At 69.4% G+C, this 13590-nt stretch carries 12 protein-coding genes and 2 pseudogenes; 5 read left to right on the forward strand and 9 right to left on the reverse strand.

The annotated features are described in order from the left end of the window. Positions 1–283: 283 nt before the first annotated feature. Positions 284–790: a GNAT family N-acetyltransferase gene (locus HED23_RS17200; protein ID WP_203184269.1), complete on the reverse strand. Its 507-nt coding sequence runs from the start codon at positions 788–790 to the stop codon at positions 284–286. Between the two features lie 211 nt (positions 791–1001). After that, a complete protein-coding gene (locus HED23_RS17205) occupies positions 1002–1172 on the reverse strand; it encodes a hypothetical protein (protein WP_203184270.1) in 171 nt (56 codons plus the stop codon). A gap of 170 nt (positions 1173–1342) precedes the next feature. On the opposite strand from HED23_RS17205, the gene HED23_RS17210 reads away from it, so the two are divergent. After that, positions 1343–2446 (forward strand): DUF4037 domain-containing protein, encoded by a 1104-nt coding sequence (locus tag HED23_RS17210; RefSeq protein ID WP_203184271.1) that lies wholly within the window; start codon positions 1343–1345, stop codon positions 2444–2446. 291 nt (positions 2447–2737) lie between these two features. Here the strand turns inward: HED23_RS17210 and HED23_RS17215 are convergent, their stop codons facing one another. Next, the gene (locus HED23_RS17215; protein WP_203184272.1) at positions 2738–3811 is read right to left on the reverse strand and encodes an alkene reductase; all 1074 of its coding nucleotides are present in this window, start codon (positions 3809–3811) and stop codon (positions 2738–2740) included. A gap of 128 nt (positions 3812–3939) precedes the next feature. Between HED23_RS17215 and HED23_RS17220 the strand changes: the two genes are divergently transcribed. Next, the gene (locus tag HED23_RS17220) at positions 3940–4299 is read left to right on the forward strand and encodes a MerR family transcriptional regulator (protein WP_203184273.1); all 360 of its coding nucleotides are present in this window, start codon (positions 3940–3942) and stop codon (positions 4297–4299) included. Positions 4300–4370: 71 nt separating this feature from the next. On the opposite strand, the gene HED23_RS17225 is transcribed toward HED23_RS17220, so the two are convergent. Further along, positions 4371–4952 carry a DUF1707 SHOCT-like domain-containing protein gene (locus tag HED23_RS17225; protein WP_203184274.1) on the reverse strand — a complete coding sequence of 194 codons (582 nt, stop codon included), beginning with the start codon at positions 4950–4952 and terminating at the stop codon, positions 4371–4373. A gap of 397 nt (positions 4953–5349) precedes the next feature. On the opposite strand from HED23_RS17225, the gene HED23_RS17230 reads away from it, so the two are divergent. Beyond that, positions 5350–6870 (forward strand): alpha/beta hydrolase, encoded by a 1521-nt coding sequence (locus tag HED23_RS17230; protein ID WP_203184275.1) that lies wholly within the window; start codon positions 5350–5352, stop codon positions 6868–6870. 224 nt (positions 6871–7094) lie between these two features. Here HED23_RS17230 and HED23_RS17235 read toward each other — a convergent pair whose 3' ends face one another. From HED23_RS17235 to HED23_RS35900, 3 genes and pseudogenes are all read right to left on the reverse strand, one after another. Continuing rightward, entirely contained in the window at positions 7095–7361 is a 267-nt protein-coding gene (locus tag HED23_RS17235) for a hypothetical protein (RefSeq protein WP_203184276.1), read from the reverse strand. A gap of 60 nt (positions 7362–7421) precedes the next feature. Then, a pseudogene (locus HED23_RS17240) lies at positions 7422–8030 on the reverse strand (DUF6250 domain-containing protein); the annotation flags it as partial. A 54-nt stretch (positions 8031–8084) separates the two neighbouring features. Continuing rightward, a pseudogene (locus tag HED23_RS35900) lies at positions 8085–9944 on the reverse strand (hypothetical protein); the annotation flags it as partial. Positions 9945–10242: 298 nt separating this feature from the next. Here HED23_RS35900 and HED23_RS17250 point away from each other — a divergent pair. Together HED23_RS17250 and HED23_RS17255 are read left to right on the forward strand one after the other, a co-directional pair. Then, a complete protein-coding gene (locus HED23_RS17250; RefSeq protein ID WP_203184277.1) occupies positions 10243–10665 on the forward strand; it encodes a PPOX class F420-dependent oxidoreductase in 423 nt (140 codons plus the stop codon). A gap of 221 nt (positions 10666–10886) precedes the next feature. Continuing rightward, complete coding sequence (locus tag HED23_RS17255; protein ID WP_203184278.1) at positions 10887–11318, forward strand: VOC family protein; 432 nt, start codon at positions 10887–10889, stop codon at positions 11316–11318. 48 nt (positions 11319–11366) lie between these two features. Here the strand turns inward: HED23_RS17255 and HED23_RS17260 are convergent, their stop codons facing one another. Together HED23_RS17260 and HED23_RS17265 are read right to left on the reverse strand one after the other, a co-directional pair. After that, positions 11367–12134: an NPP1 family protein gene (locus HED23_RS17260; RefSeq protein ID WP_203184279.1), complete on the reverse strand. Its 768-nt coding sequence runs from the start codon at positions 12132–12134 to the stop codon at positions 11367–11369. A 219-nt stretch (positions 12135–12353) separates the two neighbouring features. Continuing rightward, entirely contained in the window at positions 12354–13400 is a 1047-nt protein-coding gene (locus tag HED23_RS17265) for a hypothetical protein (RefSeq protein WP_238442009.1), read from the reverse strand. Between the last annotated feature and the right edge of the window lie 190 nt (positions 13401–13590).

Below are 13590 nucleotides of genomic sequence, written 5' to 3' on the forward strand. Positions count from 1 at the left end.
CCGGGCCGGTCAGGAAGGAGACTCCCGCTCCGGTCCAAAATCATCGGCGTCGAGCGGCTCAGCCCCGGGGGGACGAGCCGGGACCTTGCGGCATCCGAGTAGACGCCCTTTCTATCAGGAGGTTCTGACAATGTGCCGGACATGAGTCCGACAGCCCGGGCGAGCCCGCTCACCCCGGCGAACGTGTCCCGACGTGGTCGATCTCATGGCAGCTCCACATCGACCGTTCCGGTGCGGGCGGGCTCGGCTCCAGAATCCGAACGCGCCTGACGAGGGTGCCGTGTCACAGATCTCTGATCATGCAGGTCCTCGGCCATCGGTCCAAGCCGTGGGCGGCTTCCTGTCGTCGGATTTCCCGGAGGCCGGGGCCGATCCCGCTGTCGTCGAGCAGGCGGAATCCGCAGCGCGTGTAGTAGGGCGCGTTCCACGGAACGTCTGCGAACGTGGTGAGGGTGACGGCCGGGACGCCGCCGGCGGCAGCGTGCTCCGCAACGTGGTTCAGGAGCGCACGTCCGACTGCGCGACGCGCTTGATCAGGGTGTACCGATACCTGCTCGACGTGGAGGTTTCCGTCGACGTGTTCCGCGATGAGGTAGGCAGCCGGAACGTCCGCCGAATCGACGGCCACCCAGGCCAGTTCGTTTCCCAGATAGCGAGCCAGTTCGCTGACGGGGAGCGGGTCGTCCTCGGCGATCTCAGGCATTCCGACCTCGCGGAAGCAGTGCCCGGCAGCTCGCTCGATGTCCTGGAGGAGCGGAAGTTCGTCGATGTTCACCCGGCGGATACGCATGGCCCCATAGTCCCGGGCGCCGCGGTTCCTGTATGGCCCCGTGCGGGACCGATCAGCATCAGCGAACTCGCTGTCCGAGCACGGACCCGGCCGGGTCCGTGCCCTGCAGCTGTGCTCGTCCGTCGGTCCCGTCAGACGGGAGGTCGGACTCGCTCGGCCGGCAGGTGGGCGATGCTGCCGGTCGTAACGGATCCGGCCGGCCGGGCCGTGGTCACCGGCGTCCGACTCTCCGACCGTTACCGATGCCCGCGACGTGCAGGGCCAGTAGAAGCAGGCCGAGCAGCATGACGTTCGTCGACGCGAAGACGTCGTTCGTCGCTATATCGGCGGCGTTGATCAGAAAGGCGATGAAGAACAGTACGGCTGCGGCTATTCCCAGCATGGCTAAGCTCCTTCTGTAGTTGGAACGCGTGTGCCCCCGCATGCCTGGATCAGACCTGGGTGGCGGATTCCCCCGGCTGGACAGCAGCCATGGACGCTGGAGGCCGAACCGCCCGGGCACAAGGTGAATATCTGCTGGCACGCCCCGGCGAGGTGCAGCACAGTGACATCATGGCGATCTCTGGCTCCGCATTCGTGCCCGGCATCGAACTGTCCCGAATCATGTACGAGGAGGAGGTCCAGCCGATTCTCCGGAATGCGTTTCCAGGTCTCCGGTACGCCGCGGCTCGAGTGGGAAGCGGATCAGAGGTGCTGGGGTTCGACTCTCCGAGATCAGCAGACCACGAATGGGGTCCGCGGCTGGAGATCTTCCTGACGGCCGGAGACCGCGTCGAGCACGGTGACGACATCAGCCGCGTCCTGGCCGAGAGGCTGCCGAAGCAGGTGCGTGGCTGGCCGACGCACTTCCAGGAGAGCGACGACCCACGGGATCCGGTCGGACACATGCAGATGACCGATGGCCCGGTCAACCACCGCGTAGGCCTGTACGACGTGGACGGGTGGGTGTCCGACCGGCTCGGACTGGCTTCTTGGAAAGCGGAGTTGGGCGCGCGCGACTGGCTGGCGATCCCTCAGCAGCGGCTTGCCGAGGCCACCGGAGGAGTGGTCTTCCATGATGGCCCCGGCAACCTGTCGGAGATGCGGCGCAGGATGGCCTGGTATCCGGATCAGGTGTGGCGGTACCTGCTGGCCTGCCAGTGGCAGCGTGTCTCGCAGGAGGAGGCGTTCGTGGGGCGCTGCGCGGAAGCCGGTGACGACCTCGGCTCGGCAGTGGTGGCGGCACGTCTGGTGCGGAGCTTGATGCATCTGTGCCTGCTGTTGGAGCGGCAGTACGCTCCCTACGGCAAGTGGCTCGGCAGCTCGTTCGGGCGGCTGCCGGTGGCCGAGGCGCTCGGTCCCGTACTTCGTGGTGTGCTGGCGGCGACGGACTACCCGGCCAGGGAGGCCCGCCTGTGCGATGCCTACGAGGCCGTGGCTTCGCTGCAGAACGCCTCAGATCTCGTCAGCCCGGTGGATCCCGGACGCCGGCCGTACCACGCCCGGCCGTATCTGGTCCTGCATGCCGAGCGCTTCGCGCAGGCGCTCGCTCGCACCGTGACGGACCCGGGCCTCCAGGGGCTGCCGCTCGTGGGAAACGTGGACCAGTGGTCGGACAGCGCCGACCTGCTCGACCAGCCCCACGCCATCCGCGCCGCGTTCAGCGCTCTCGGATGAACACTGACGGGAGGGTGCCACACACCTGCAGCTGGTGCAGTGGGACCTGACGCGCCCGGCAGTTGGCGGGCCGGCTCCCGGCTGGGCGCCCTCATCCCGGAGGCCGTGAGACGGACCCACCACGCCTCGTGGCCTCCGGGAGGGAGACGGCGGGACGGCCCCGCCGCCGGTCTGTGCCACACCCACCGGCCGCAGCAGGAGCAGGGCTCCCACTGCGGCCGCCGTACCGGATCCCGGGATCACTTCTGCAGGACGTCCCTCATGCCGGGGTTCCGGCACCTCCGTCCGGACTCAATCCTTGTACTGGTACGCCGGGTATGTCAGGTAGCCGGCGTCACCCCCCTGGTAGTACGTGGCTTCGTCGACCGGGGCGATCGGCAGCCGGGAACGCAGCCGCTCGACGAGGTCGGGGTTGGCGATGAACGCACGGCCGAAACCGATCAGGTCCGCCCCGAGGCCGAGCCAGTGGTCCGCCTCCGCCCGGCCGGTCTGCTTGGGACCCATCGGGAACACGGGATTCATGATCAAGCTCCCCGCCCAGGCGCGCCGCAGACCCAGCAGGACTTCTTCGTCGGCGGTGGCCTCGATGTGCACGTAGGCCACATCCAGCCGGGCCAGTTCGGTCAGCAGGGCGCTGTAGAGCTCGGGGACATCGGTCTCCTCGACGCCCCAGAAACCACCGCCCGGGGACAGGCGGATGCCTGTCCTCGCCCCTCCCACCGCCTGCACGGTCGCCGAGACCGCCTCCACGGCGAACCGAATCCGGTTGGTCACCGAGCCTCCGTACGAATCCGTACGCAGATTGGCATTCGACGAGAGGAACTGCGAGATCAAGTAGCCGTTGGCGCCGTGCAGTTCCACCCCGTCGAAGCCCGCGTCGACGGCACGGCGGGCTGCGCTCGCGTACGCCAGGGCGTGTTCACCCACCTCACCGGCCTCCAGAGCACGCGGAACCGGAGCGGGCTGAGGGCCCGTGGGGGTGAACACGTCGCCGACGGCGGGGATCGCCGAGGGACCGACCGGCCGCATACCGGTGGTGTCGGGGTGCGAGACCCGGCCGCCGTGCATGATCTGGGCGAAGATCCGCCCACCGTTCGCGTGCACGGCGGACGTCACCGGGCGCCATGCGGACACCTGCTCATCGGTGTACAGGCCCGGTGTGCCGGGATTGGACTGTCCGATCAGGCTCGGCTGCACACCCTCACTCACGATGAGACCGGCCGTCGCCCGCTGGGCGTAATAGGTGGCCATCGACGGGGTCGCGAGGCCGCCCGCCGCAGCGCGGACCCTCGTCATCGGGGCCATCACCACCCGGTTGGGCAGAGTCAGGTCACCGAGCTGGTAGGTATGAAAGAGGTCCGTCACGTCGAAAACTCCCTGATTCGATCTCGCGCCCGGCCACCGGGAACATCGATTACGCTAAAACCTCACATCAATGTCAGAGGCAAGCACTGTGACGCACGCCACGCGTCGCACGGCGCAGGGGAGACCGCATGCGGATCGGGGAGCTCGCGTCACGGGCAGGGGTGAGCGTCCGGTCACTGCGCTACTACGAAGAGCAGGGGCTCCTCACCAGCACCCGCAGCAGCAGCGGTCAGCGGCATTACACGGACGATCAGTCCGAGCGGGTCATGTTCATCCAACGGCTTTACGCAGCAGGCCTGTCGAGCCACACCATCATGGAACTGCTGCCTTGCGTCGACTCACCGAGCCACGACAATTCCGACGCCGCGTTGGAGCGGATGGCGCAGGAACGCAACCGGCTGAGCCGGCACATCACCGATCTCGCAAGCACCCGGGACGCGCTCGACGGTCTCATCGCCGCGGCCCGGGCCTACCGTGAACTGCTGTAGGGCCCGGGTCCGGCCGAGGATTCCCGATTTCCACCTCACCCGGGAGCTTCAGCCGGTGTCGAAGCTCTAGCTCAGCGGCTCTCCCGCAGCAGCTTGCGGCGTTCGCCGCGCTTGGGATGCCGGACAGTCACTCCACCCATCCCGCAGGTGCCGGTCAGCCGGATGAGTGGCGTGCCGGGAAGCTTCTCCGCGGTCGTCCTGTTCCGCAAACCGGCCAGGTCGGGATCCACCTGCTCCGTTTCCACCACCCAGCCGTCGGGGATGACGATCTCGACGCCACCGGTCTGCCCGTTCACCTCGATGTCCACCACGCGCAGCCGGCACTGCACCTGCGTGAAGTCGATCTTGGCGCCACCCAGACCGCCGTACACCCTGATCTGCTGTGGCACACGCCAGACCCCGGCTCGCACCGCACCGGCGATGCCCCCTTTGACCAGCAGCGGCTGAGCCGGCGGCATGACGGGCAGCAGATCGGCGGTGAGCGGCGCGAGCTCGGCATGCGTCCTCGCGGCCAGGGCCACTTCCAGCCGCTCGCCCAGTTCGTCGAGGTCGATGCGGCCGTCGGCCGCCGCTTCCTGCAAGTCAGCCACCACTGCCTCCCGGTCCGCGTCGGAGGCACGCAGGGAGACGGGTTGCGAAGGCTCAGCGCTCATAGCGCCGATGATAGCGAGCGTGGTGGTGAGGTGGGTCCGGATCCCCTGCCGTGGACGTCGAGGTGCTCCGGTACGCGGAATATGGCGGGGCCCGGACAGTGCGCGGAGCAGGTGGCGTCGAGGCCGTCGGCATGGACCCGGCCTCGGCTCTCCCAGATGTTCGTCCCTGTCTCGTGATGCTCGTTCCACGCAGGCAGTGAAGTGGTGTGTGGGAAAGCGTGGGGGACGGTCGAGCCCGTCCCCCACAGAACCGGTCGAAGTGTTACGGCGCCGTCTTCCCCACCCCAGGGGAACCTGAAGCTGGGGTGCTCCGCACAGTGGCCGTGGGGCAGACCCCACCCCCGGTACACCTGAGGGCTGCATGGGCGAGCGAGCGCTGGGCGACCACGATTGCCCCATGACGAAGCGAACTCGCGCGACAATGTTCCTGACGCTCTGTGCCACCGCCGCGGCTGTCACGGTGACCGCTGTCCCACCGGTCGCCCACGTGGCCGTCGCACAAGGCACATCCGTGCCACCGCTCGACTGGCACCCCTGCGAACTGCCCGCAGGTGCCACCGGCCCCGCAGGGCAGGAGTGCGCAACCCTGCCGGTCCCGCTCGACCACTCCCGGCCCGGCGGGCGCACCGTCCCTGTCGCTGTCACCCGGCTGCTTAGCGACCGGCCGGAGAACCGGCGCGGCACCCTGGTGGTGGTCCCGGGTGGGCCCGGATCGTCCGGAGTGCAGCGCCTGGCGCAGAAGGGGGCCGCGTTGCAGGAGGAGTTGGAGGGGGCGTACGACCTCGTCAGTCTTGATCCGCGCGGAGTCGGCGGCAGTGTCCGGGCACGCTGCGGCATCCCGGCAGAGGACCGCCGGCTGGTGACTCTGCGGTCGTGGCCGGCACCGGACGGCGGGATCGCGGACAACACCGATCGGGCGCGACGCACGGCGGAGGCCTGTGCGCGCGGCGGCGGTCCGGTGCTGCGGTCGTTCACGACGATGAACGAGGCCCGTGACATCGACCGCTTCCGGCAGGCTCTGGGGGAGCGGAAGCTTTCGGTCTGGGGTACCTCGTACGGGGCGTACGTCGGGGCCGTGTACGGCCAGACGCAGCCCGGGCGCGTCGACCGCATGGTCCTCGACAGTACGGGCGACCCCGACCCCTCGCGCGTCGCCCACGGATGGCTGGAGAACATGGCTCGGGGTGCCTCCGAGCGCTTCGCGGACTTCGCGGCCTGGTCCGCGGATCCCGCCCGCGAGGCCGAGGGGCTGCGGCTGGCAGCGCGCGCCGAGGACGTGGAACCGTTGTTCCTGGCGTTGGCCGAGGAACTGGACAGCTCTCCGCAGGACTCCACGACGCCAGGCGTTCCGCTGACCGGCAACGGGTTGAGGCAGGCTCTCCAGAACGCCCTGTACAGCGACAGGGCGTTCCCGGCTATGGCTCGCCTGATCCAGGAGTCCCGGGATCCGCAGGGTGTTCCGGCCCTGCCGCCGGACCTGACCCAGATCTTTTCCGACGAGGACGCATCGCTCATGGTCGCGACGATCTGCAACGACGTGCGCTGGCCGGGCCCCCGTTCCGGATACGCGGAACGGGTAGCCACCGACCGGGTTCGGTATCCACTGACGGCAGGCATGCCCGCCAACATCACCCCGTGCGCTTTCTGGAAGGACGCCCCTGCCGAAGTGCCCACCCGGATCACCGGCGAAGGCCCGTCGAACATCCTGATGCTACAGAGTCTGCGCGACCCTTCGACGCCCTACGCCGGTGCGCTGAAGATGCGTGCGGCGCTCGGTGACCGCGCCAGGATGGTCACCGTCGCCCAGGGCGGGCACGGGATGTATCTGGGTAACGGCAACGAGTGCGGCAACCGTGCCGTCACCCGCTTCCTCACCACCGGGCACCGGCCGGCACGGGACACCCACTGCGCGAACTGACGCGGGCCGGGTCGGTCCCCATCCAGCCGAACGCCAGTACCCCGTCCGTGCCGGAGGCCGCGTACCGGGCACCGTGGTTCGGCTGCCCTCGCGATCCCCCGGCGTCGCCCTCCCCATCTTGCGGCTGCGTCGTCCGGATCGGCGTCGCCGCTGGGCCGGCTCGCTCGGCTTCATGGCTCGCCGCCCGACGGGCGGTGACGGGCCCCGTGCGGCGGGCCGACGGATCAGGGGCTGTCCGCCTCCCAGGCCCAGCGCTCCGGGTCGGCTGCCACGGGCCCGTACACGGCGCTTCCCCCCGCACCGAATCTACCGAGCTCCGTCCCGAGCGCGGCGCCTGCGGCCAGGCGCTCCTCGGGCCAGCCGGTCACGTCCAGGAGCAGGCCGTCGAGCGGGCCTCCCACCAGCTCCACGTAGACGTGACCGACCTGGGGCCCCGGGTCGGGGTCGTCGTGGTCGGCGCCGTAGACGCGGCGCCTCATCAGTTCGTCCATGCGCCAAGCATCACAGCCACCACTGACAATCCTCACGGTGGGACGCCGCGAGGCGGCCTGTCACTCGCGCGTGGGCGGGCGCCAGACCGTGAAGTCGCTGATCCTGAAGTGGCTCGTGACCGTCCGGAACGCGAAGTGGCCGCTGGTGTACGGCTCCGGGTCCTGGTGGTCGAACACGAGGCGGCCGTTGTTCCACCACTGGACGGTCGAGCCGTCCGAGACGATCCGGACGCGGTTGGGCTCGCCGGCCGTCAGCAGAGGTGCCGTGCAGTCGAGCAGGAGTGGACGGTTGCCCGCCTCGCCGACGTAACGGCGCAACCGGGATGTGGTGTTGGAGTTGGCCCCGTAGCCGACGTAGTAGGTCTTCAGGTGGTCGTACTCCGCCAGGGCCCCGCCGCGTGCAGTGGCGAAGATGTCGCGGGGCGAACGGACATCCGTCGCGTTCCAGAAGTTGTTGAGGTCGGACACCCTGTCGTTGGCACCGCCCTCGGAAACCGCGGTGGCCGTGTACTCGATCTCGTACGGTCCGCTCAGTCTGCGGTCGAACCACACCGTCGCCCCGCTCGGTACGTCGATGTCGAGGACGCCGTCGGCGGCCGTCACGCTCCCGCCGTCCTGGAGCTCGGAGGTCCAGCGCCCGGTGCCGGAGCGGAAGGTGTCCCGTGCGATCGGGGTCCAGGCGCGGTCCGGTCCGGTGTCCGTACGGATCGCGGGCCGGGGCGGATTCTTGGAGCCGTAGCCGAGGTGGTAGTCCGTGAACGTGGACTGGAGATAGCCGCGTACGGTCCAGCCGAGGCGGTAGGCGGGGTTGTGGGCCAGGGTGTAGAGGCGGGTGGAGGTGGGCTCGGTGGTGGTGTGGAGGCGCAGAGCCGTGTGGTCGTCGGTCTCCGCGAGGATCTCCTCACGCCAGTCGCCCAGGACGTCCCCGTAGAAGGGGGTGGCGTTGCGGGCACCCGGAACGACTCCGGCGGGCTCGAACACGCGGTCGGCGGTCTCCCGGGCGGGGTTCCACTTCTCGACGTGCGTGCCGTCGAGCAGTTCGGCTCCCTTGTCCCCGTCCCACCAGATGCGGAAGTTGACGCTCGGCGTGGTGCCGGAGACCTTGCCGTCCCGGACGTTGCGGACACCCGCACCCGGTGCGGTGACGTCGGCGGTGGAGGTCCAGTACTCAAGTCCCGGGTGGCGCGGATCGATGTCGGCCGCGGTGCCCCGGCCGACGTCGAGGTCGGCCTCGCTCGCAGGATCGGCGGGGTGCTCGCCCGTCACCAGTCGTTCGCCGGTGTCGGCGTCGTAGTAGTACCAGGGGAAGCGGGACACGACGCCGAGCTCCGACTGCTGGATCGCGAACCCCTCGAGGCCGGGCCTGGCAGGGGCAAGATCGGCGATGTGGAAGCGGTCACCGTGGCCGGCGCCGTCGACGACGTAGCGGAGGGTGCCGTCACTGTTGACGACGTAGTTCCCGTCGGCGATGTCGTCCTTCCCGTCCTGGTCCACGTCCACGGTCCGGATCTGATGGAAGCTGGTCGCCCCGCTGCCGGGCGGTACGACGTACTTCCAGTTCGGCCTCAGTTCGCGGCCGTCGAAGTCCCAGGTCTGGATCAGGGTGCGGAAGGCTCCCCGCTTGGCGCCGACGCGCGTGACGAGTTTGGTCACCAGGCTCGGGCGGATTCCGTCCAGGTAGGCGATGCCGAACTGGCCGCCGGAGGGCCCGTCAGCGGTGAAGTCGTCGGGGACGGGCTGCCGTGCGCGCTCGGCCCCGGTCGCGCCGTCGACGACGGAGACGAACTGATCGGCGGGCGAATCCGTTTCGACGCTGCCGCCGTCGGCGAACGTGGTGCCGTCCGCGGTGTGGACGAGCACCTCGGCCCGGCCGTCGCCGTCGAGGTCGTAGACGGTGACGTTGTCGTCGTTGCGGAATCCGCCGATGGCGGTGGAGCCGCTGATCGCTGCCGGAGCGGGATCGTTGGCTCCGTTGCCGGAGACCTGGGTGTACGAGCCGGGACCCTGGTCGACGCGCCACAGGCGCTCGCCCGTGAGGGTGTACGCCTCCAGGAGGTCAGGCCGGTCCCGGGTGCCGGACAGCCGGCTGACCACGAGTTCGTAGCGGCCGTCACCGTCGAGGTCACCTGGCCAGGCGTGCTGCACGGTGTACCCGTCGGCATCGGCCAGCGGTATCTCCGCGTACCCCTTCTCGAAGTCCAGCGCCCCTCCGCTCGGCTTCCTCTCGCGGCCGTCCACCACAGCGCGCACGGTGTAGGTGCCGTGCCCCCGTGCGTTGTCCTGGTACGTGGTCGAAGAGGTGACCGGCCGGTGGTTGAGGCGTTTGCCATTCCGGTAGACGTTGAAGGCGATGTCCGAGCCGTACTCGGTACCGAGCAGTCGCCAGCTGAGGAAGGTACCGCGGCCGGACGGGACGGCGACCAGACCTCGGTCCAGGTTCTCCAGGATCCGGCGGGGCTGCGCATCGGCGGCACGGCCGCTGTCGGGGGCGGCGTGCGCGGTGGGTGCGGCGAGCAGGCCGGCGAGTGCGGCCACGGCACTCGCCGCCGCGATTCTGCGACGCCCGGGACGGACGGGGGGCATGGTGGGTCCTCCGAAGATGGAAAGCGCTGTCTGAAGATCCACATTGCAGCCACGGTTCCGTGGTGTCGACGCTTTCCCGCGCGCTGCCACGCGACCGCAATGTGCCGCTCACATCCGGCAGTCGCGGACCCGGGACCGCACGGGTTCGCCCGACCGCGCCGCCGTTCGCCGCTGACGCGCAGCGCGGGGGCGGTACCGGACGCCGCCCGCGTCGTGTGGCAGCGTGGAGGCGCGCCCTCCGAATCACCCGGTGTGGTTCGGCTTCACAGGGAGGGCTGCACGAGACAGAGGAGAGAACATGTCGAAGCCGCCCCTTCCCGACGCCGCGATCGCCATGCTGCGCAAGCCCAACCCGGCGGTGATCTCCACCCTTCGTTCGGACGGGCAGCCGGTGTCCGCGGCCACCTGGTACCTCTGGGACGACGGACGGGTTCTCGTCAACATGGACGAGGGCCGCAAGCGCCTCGACCATGTGCGCCGGGACCCCCGTGTCACGCTGACGGTGCTCGACGACTCCGACTGGTACACCCATGTGACCCTGATCGGGCGGGTCGTCGAACTGGGCGACGACGAGGGGCTCGCGGGCATCGACCGGCTGTCCCGGCAGTACCTCGGCCAGCCGTACGCGGACCGTGAGCGCGGCCGGGTCAACGCCTGGATCGAGATCGACCGCTGGCACGGCTGGGGCGGCTTCCGGGACAGCTCCCAAGCAGCCACTTAGGCCTTGCACACGAGTCGGACCCGGCTCCGGCGGCCTGGTGCGGGGCTCCTGGCGGGGCAAACGGTCACAGTGCGGCTCCTGTTCGCGTTTCGACGTGCCGGCCGGCCTCTCCCTGGGTGACGGTGGAGCTCCTTCGGAGTTCGCCGGGGCGCCCCTTCCGCCCCGGCTTCGCCGGAGAGGATCCGACCGGCCAGGCGCACTGGCTCTGCTGAGGAGGCTGCATGAACTGGACACTCGAGGTCATCCCGGTCCCCGTGACCGACATGGACCGTGCGAAAGCGTTCTACACGGAGAAGGTGGGTTTCAAGCTGGATCTGGACGACGAGGTCGCTCCCGGCATGCGCATCATCCAACTGACTCCACCCGGCTCGCGGTGTTCGGTCGCCATGCTTCAGGGGATGCCCGCGTTTCCCGGTGAGAAGGCGATGGCTCCCGGGACGCTTCAAGGCCTCCAGGTCTGCGTGACCGACATCGAGGCGGCGCGCGAGGAGCTGGTGGGGCGGGGCGTGGACGTGTCCCCGATCCGGCATGTGGGGGCCACCGGCTGGGAGGAGGGCAAGGGTGACACCTGGAATTCGTTCATGTCCTTCACCGATCCGGACGGCAACGGATGGATGATCCAGGAGGCACCTTCGGAGTTGTCGGAACGCTGATCCCGGGGTGGGTGGGCTGTCCGTCACCCGGCACACCCACCCCGGACCTCAGGCGTTGGGGTCGAACGGGATACCGGCCGGGCGGGCCTTTTCCAGATGGCCGGCGAAGTTGCCGTCCTTGAGGCCGAAGACCGCGCTCCCGAAGTCCGCCTGGACCAGCTTGTCCCGCAGGCCGGCGGGATAGCCGTTCCAGCCGATCAGGCCGGGGAACCGCCACTGGTGGTAGTGGTTCTCCGGCGGCTCGTCGTTGGAATTCGCTGGGCGGAAGCAGTGGGTGCCGGCACCGTCCTTGTGGTAGACGATCTTGGGGTGGGTTCCGTCCCATCGGACCCGGTCGCCGGCGTGGATGTCGAAGTCGCCGTGCGCAGAGGTGGATACGAAGCGCGCCTCGTTGTTCTGGACCCACACCACGACGTGCTCCCAGTCGTGCCGGTGCCCGCCGAGCCCGCTGCCGGCCACCGCTTGGTCCTTCTCGAAGTAGAGGCCGTACATGATCGCGCACCAACCGTTGTTGCACTTGGAGCGGGCGTAGCCGTTGGTGTTGTCCAGATCCACGGCGTCACGGCAACTGCCGTTGACCGCCCCGGTGGTCTTGAGGCCCGTGGCGATGACTCCGTCGGAGCCGATCGCCGGCGTCGGGTAGCACCCGTCCGTGTCGTAGTCGTAGGCCGGCTGGAACGCCTGCTCCATCGCGTCCGCGTTCACGGGCAGTGCTGTCGGCGGGGCGGCGAGCGCGCTGCCCGCGGAGGCGATGACAAGGACGATGGCACTGGCCCCGACGAGGCCGGCCTTGCGGATCGGTGCGCTTGCTCTCACTGCGTCCTCCCGGTAGGCGCGTGGCTGTGATGGGCACGCGCTACGCCTGGCATGCCCATCACAATGACCTTGAACCCTGGTGGCGCATCCACGCCGGCACGGAGAGGAGAAGTTCGACGGGACGTGACCACGCGTTCGCCGAGCGGGTACCTTCCTGCCGTCCGGCAGACGTTGCGTCAGATGCCGGATCGCGAGAACGTCACACGCCAGCCGGAGGGCTCAGCGCGGGCGCACCGACGTGTCAGCGGGACCCTTCCTACCGGACGCGCCGACCTGGGCAGCCTTGCCCGGACGCAGGGTCCATGGCACCGGATCGGTGTTCATCAGCCAGCCCTCGGCGATCAGCCGGCGGATGACGTAGATCCGCAGTTCCCGCGACATCTTTCCCCAGCCGAGCGCTGTGCAGAGCTGCTTGACGGAGGGTCCGTGACCGTGTGCCGCACGGAACGCCGAGGCGAATTCGGCGGCGACCGGCCCCTGATCGGGGTACGTGGCCTCCCAGACACCGAAAGCCCTACGGACCTTGTCCTCGAACTGGGCCGGCACCGGCTTGCGCATGAAGGCCTCCGACACCCTGGCCGTGGGCAGTGAACACTGGGGGCAGCACTCGACAGCCTCGACGTGCCGCCTCAGGGCCACGCTCACCCCGTCCTTCCACCGGTCCCAGGTCACCGGTTCCGCCTCCGGCCCGTCGACCGCCCCGGACGGGGTGTCGGCGGGGGGGCGCATTCCCGACAGATGCCGCACGGCGTCGGCCAGCAGATACCGGTCACCGTCCAACTCCCGCAGGAACCCCTTGCCGAGCAATTCGGGCAGGGCCGCACGGCACTCGTCGGGCAGGTGGCCGGGCAGCGTGCCGCAGTCGTCGGCCGGCCCGTGGGCAGCCAGGAACAGTGCGGCCAGCCGCGCGGCGGCCGAGGTCTTCTTGACCGGTTTGGCGGACATGGTCCGGACGGTCCAGCCGGAGACCCTGGACCGCATCACCTTGCCGAAGGGCAGCGGGGAGTCCGGCCGGCCTGTGAGGTCAGGCACGGCGACCCCCACAGGGGTGACGAGATCCTCGCCGAGCAGAGCCTCCTGTCCCTGCCATCCCAGGGGGGCGAGGGCGGTGACGGCACCCTCCGGGTCGGCCAGGCGGAGAGAACGCACATCCTGACCTGTGAGGTTCCCGATGCCTCCGCGCGCCGCCCGGATGGCGACGACCATAGCGAGGAGCTTCGCATCGGATCCCTTCAGCGGCAGCGCGCCCACGTAGGACAGGAGCACGCGGGCGGCTTCACCCTGGCGGGGCGTCAGAAGGAAGGGCTTCGGCTTCACCACCGCTTGGGCCGATGCATGGGGCGAACTGGGAGAGGAAAGGGGCACGCCCTGTACAACGCGCACGAATGGCCGAAGTCACCGTTCGCACCGAAGTGCGGACACACGCCGTTCCTTACCCCGCCCCGTGCGGTGACAG

The sequence above is a fragment of the Streptomyces pratensis genome (genome assembly GCF_016804005.1).
Lineage (GTDB): Bacteria > Actinomycetota > Actinomycetes > Streptomycetales > Streptomycetaceae > Streptomyces > Streptomyces pratensis_A.

Bases quoted from the DNA above. Each gene is read 5' to 3' on its own strand.
- HED23_RS17200 (WP_203184269.1), bottom strand. From the start codon at position 790: ATGCGTATCCGCCGGGTGAACATCGACGAACTTCCGCTCCTCCAGGAC.
- HED23_RS17205 (WP_203184270.1), bottom strand. From the start codon at position 1,172: ATGCTGGGAATAGCCGCAGCCGTACTGTTCTTCATCGCCTTTCTGATC.
- HED23_RS17210 (WP_203184271.1), top strand. From the start codon at position 1,343: ATGGCGATCTCTGGCTCCGCATTCGTGCCCGGCATCGAACTGTCCCGA.
- HED23_RS17220 (WP_203184273.1), top strand. From the start codon at position 3,940: ATGCGGATCGGGGAGCTCGCGTCACGGGCAGGGGTGAGCGTCCGGTCA.
- HED23_RS17225 (WP_203184274.1), bottom strand. From the start codon at position 4,952: ATGAGCGCTGAGCCTTCGCAACCCGTCTCCCTGCGTGCCTCCGACGCG.
- HED23_RS17230 (WP_203184275.1), top strand. From the start codon at position 5,350: ATGACGAAGCGAACTCGCGCGACAATGTTCCTGACGCTCTGTGCCACC.
- HED23_RS17235 (WP_203184276.1), bottom strand. From the start codon at position 7,361: ATGGACGAACTGATGAGGCGCCGCGTCTACGGCGCCGACCACGACGAC.
- HED23_RS17250 (WP_203184277.1), top strand. From the start codon at position 10,243: ATGTCGAAGCCGCCCCTTCCCGACGCCGCGATCGCCATGCTGCGCAAG.
- HED23_RS17255 (WP_203184278.1), top strand. From the start codon at position 10,887: ATGAACTGGACACTCGAGGTCATCCCGGTCCCCGTGACCGACATGGAC.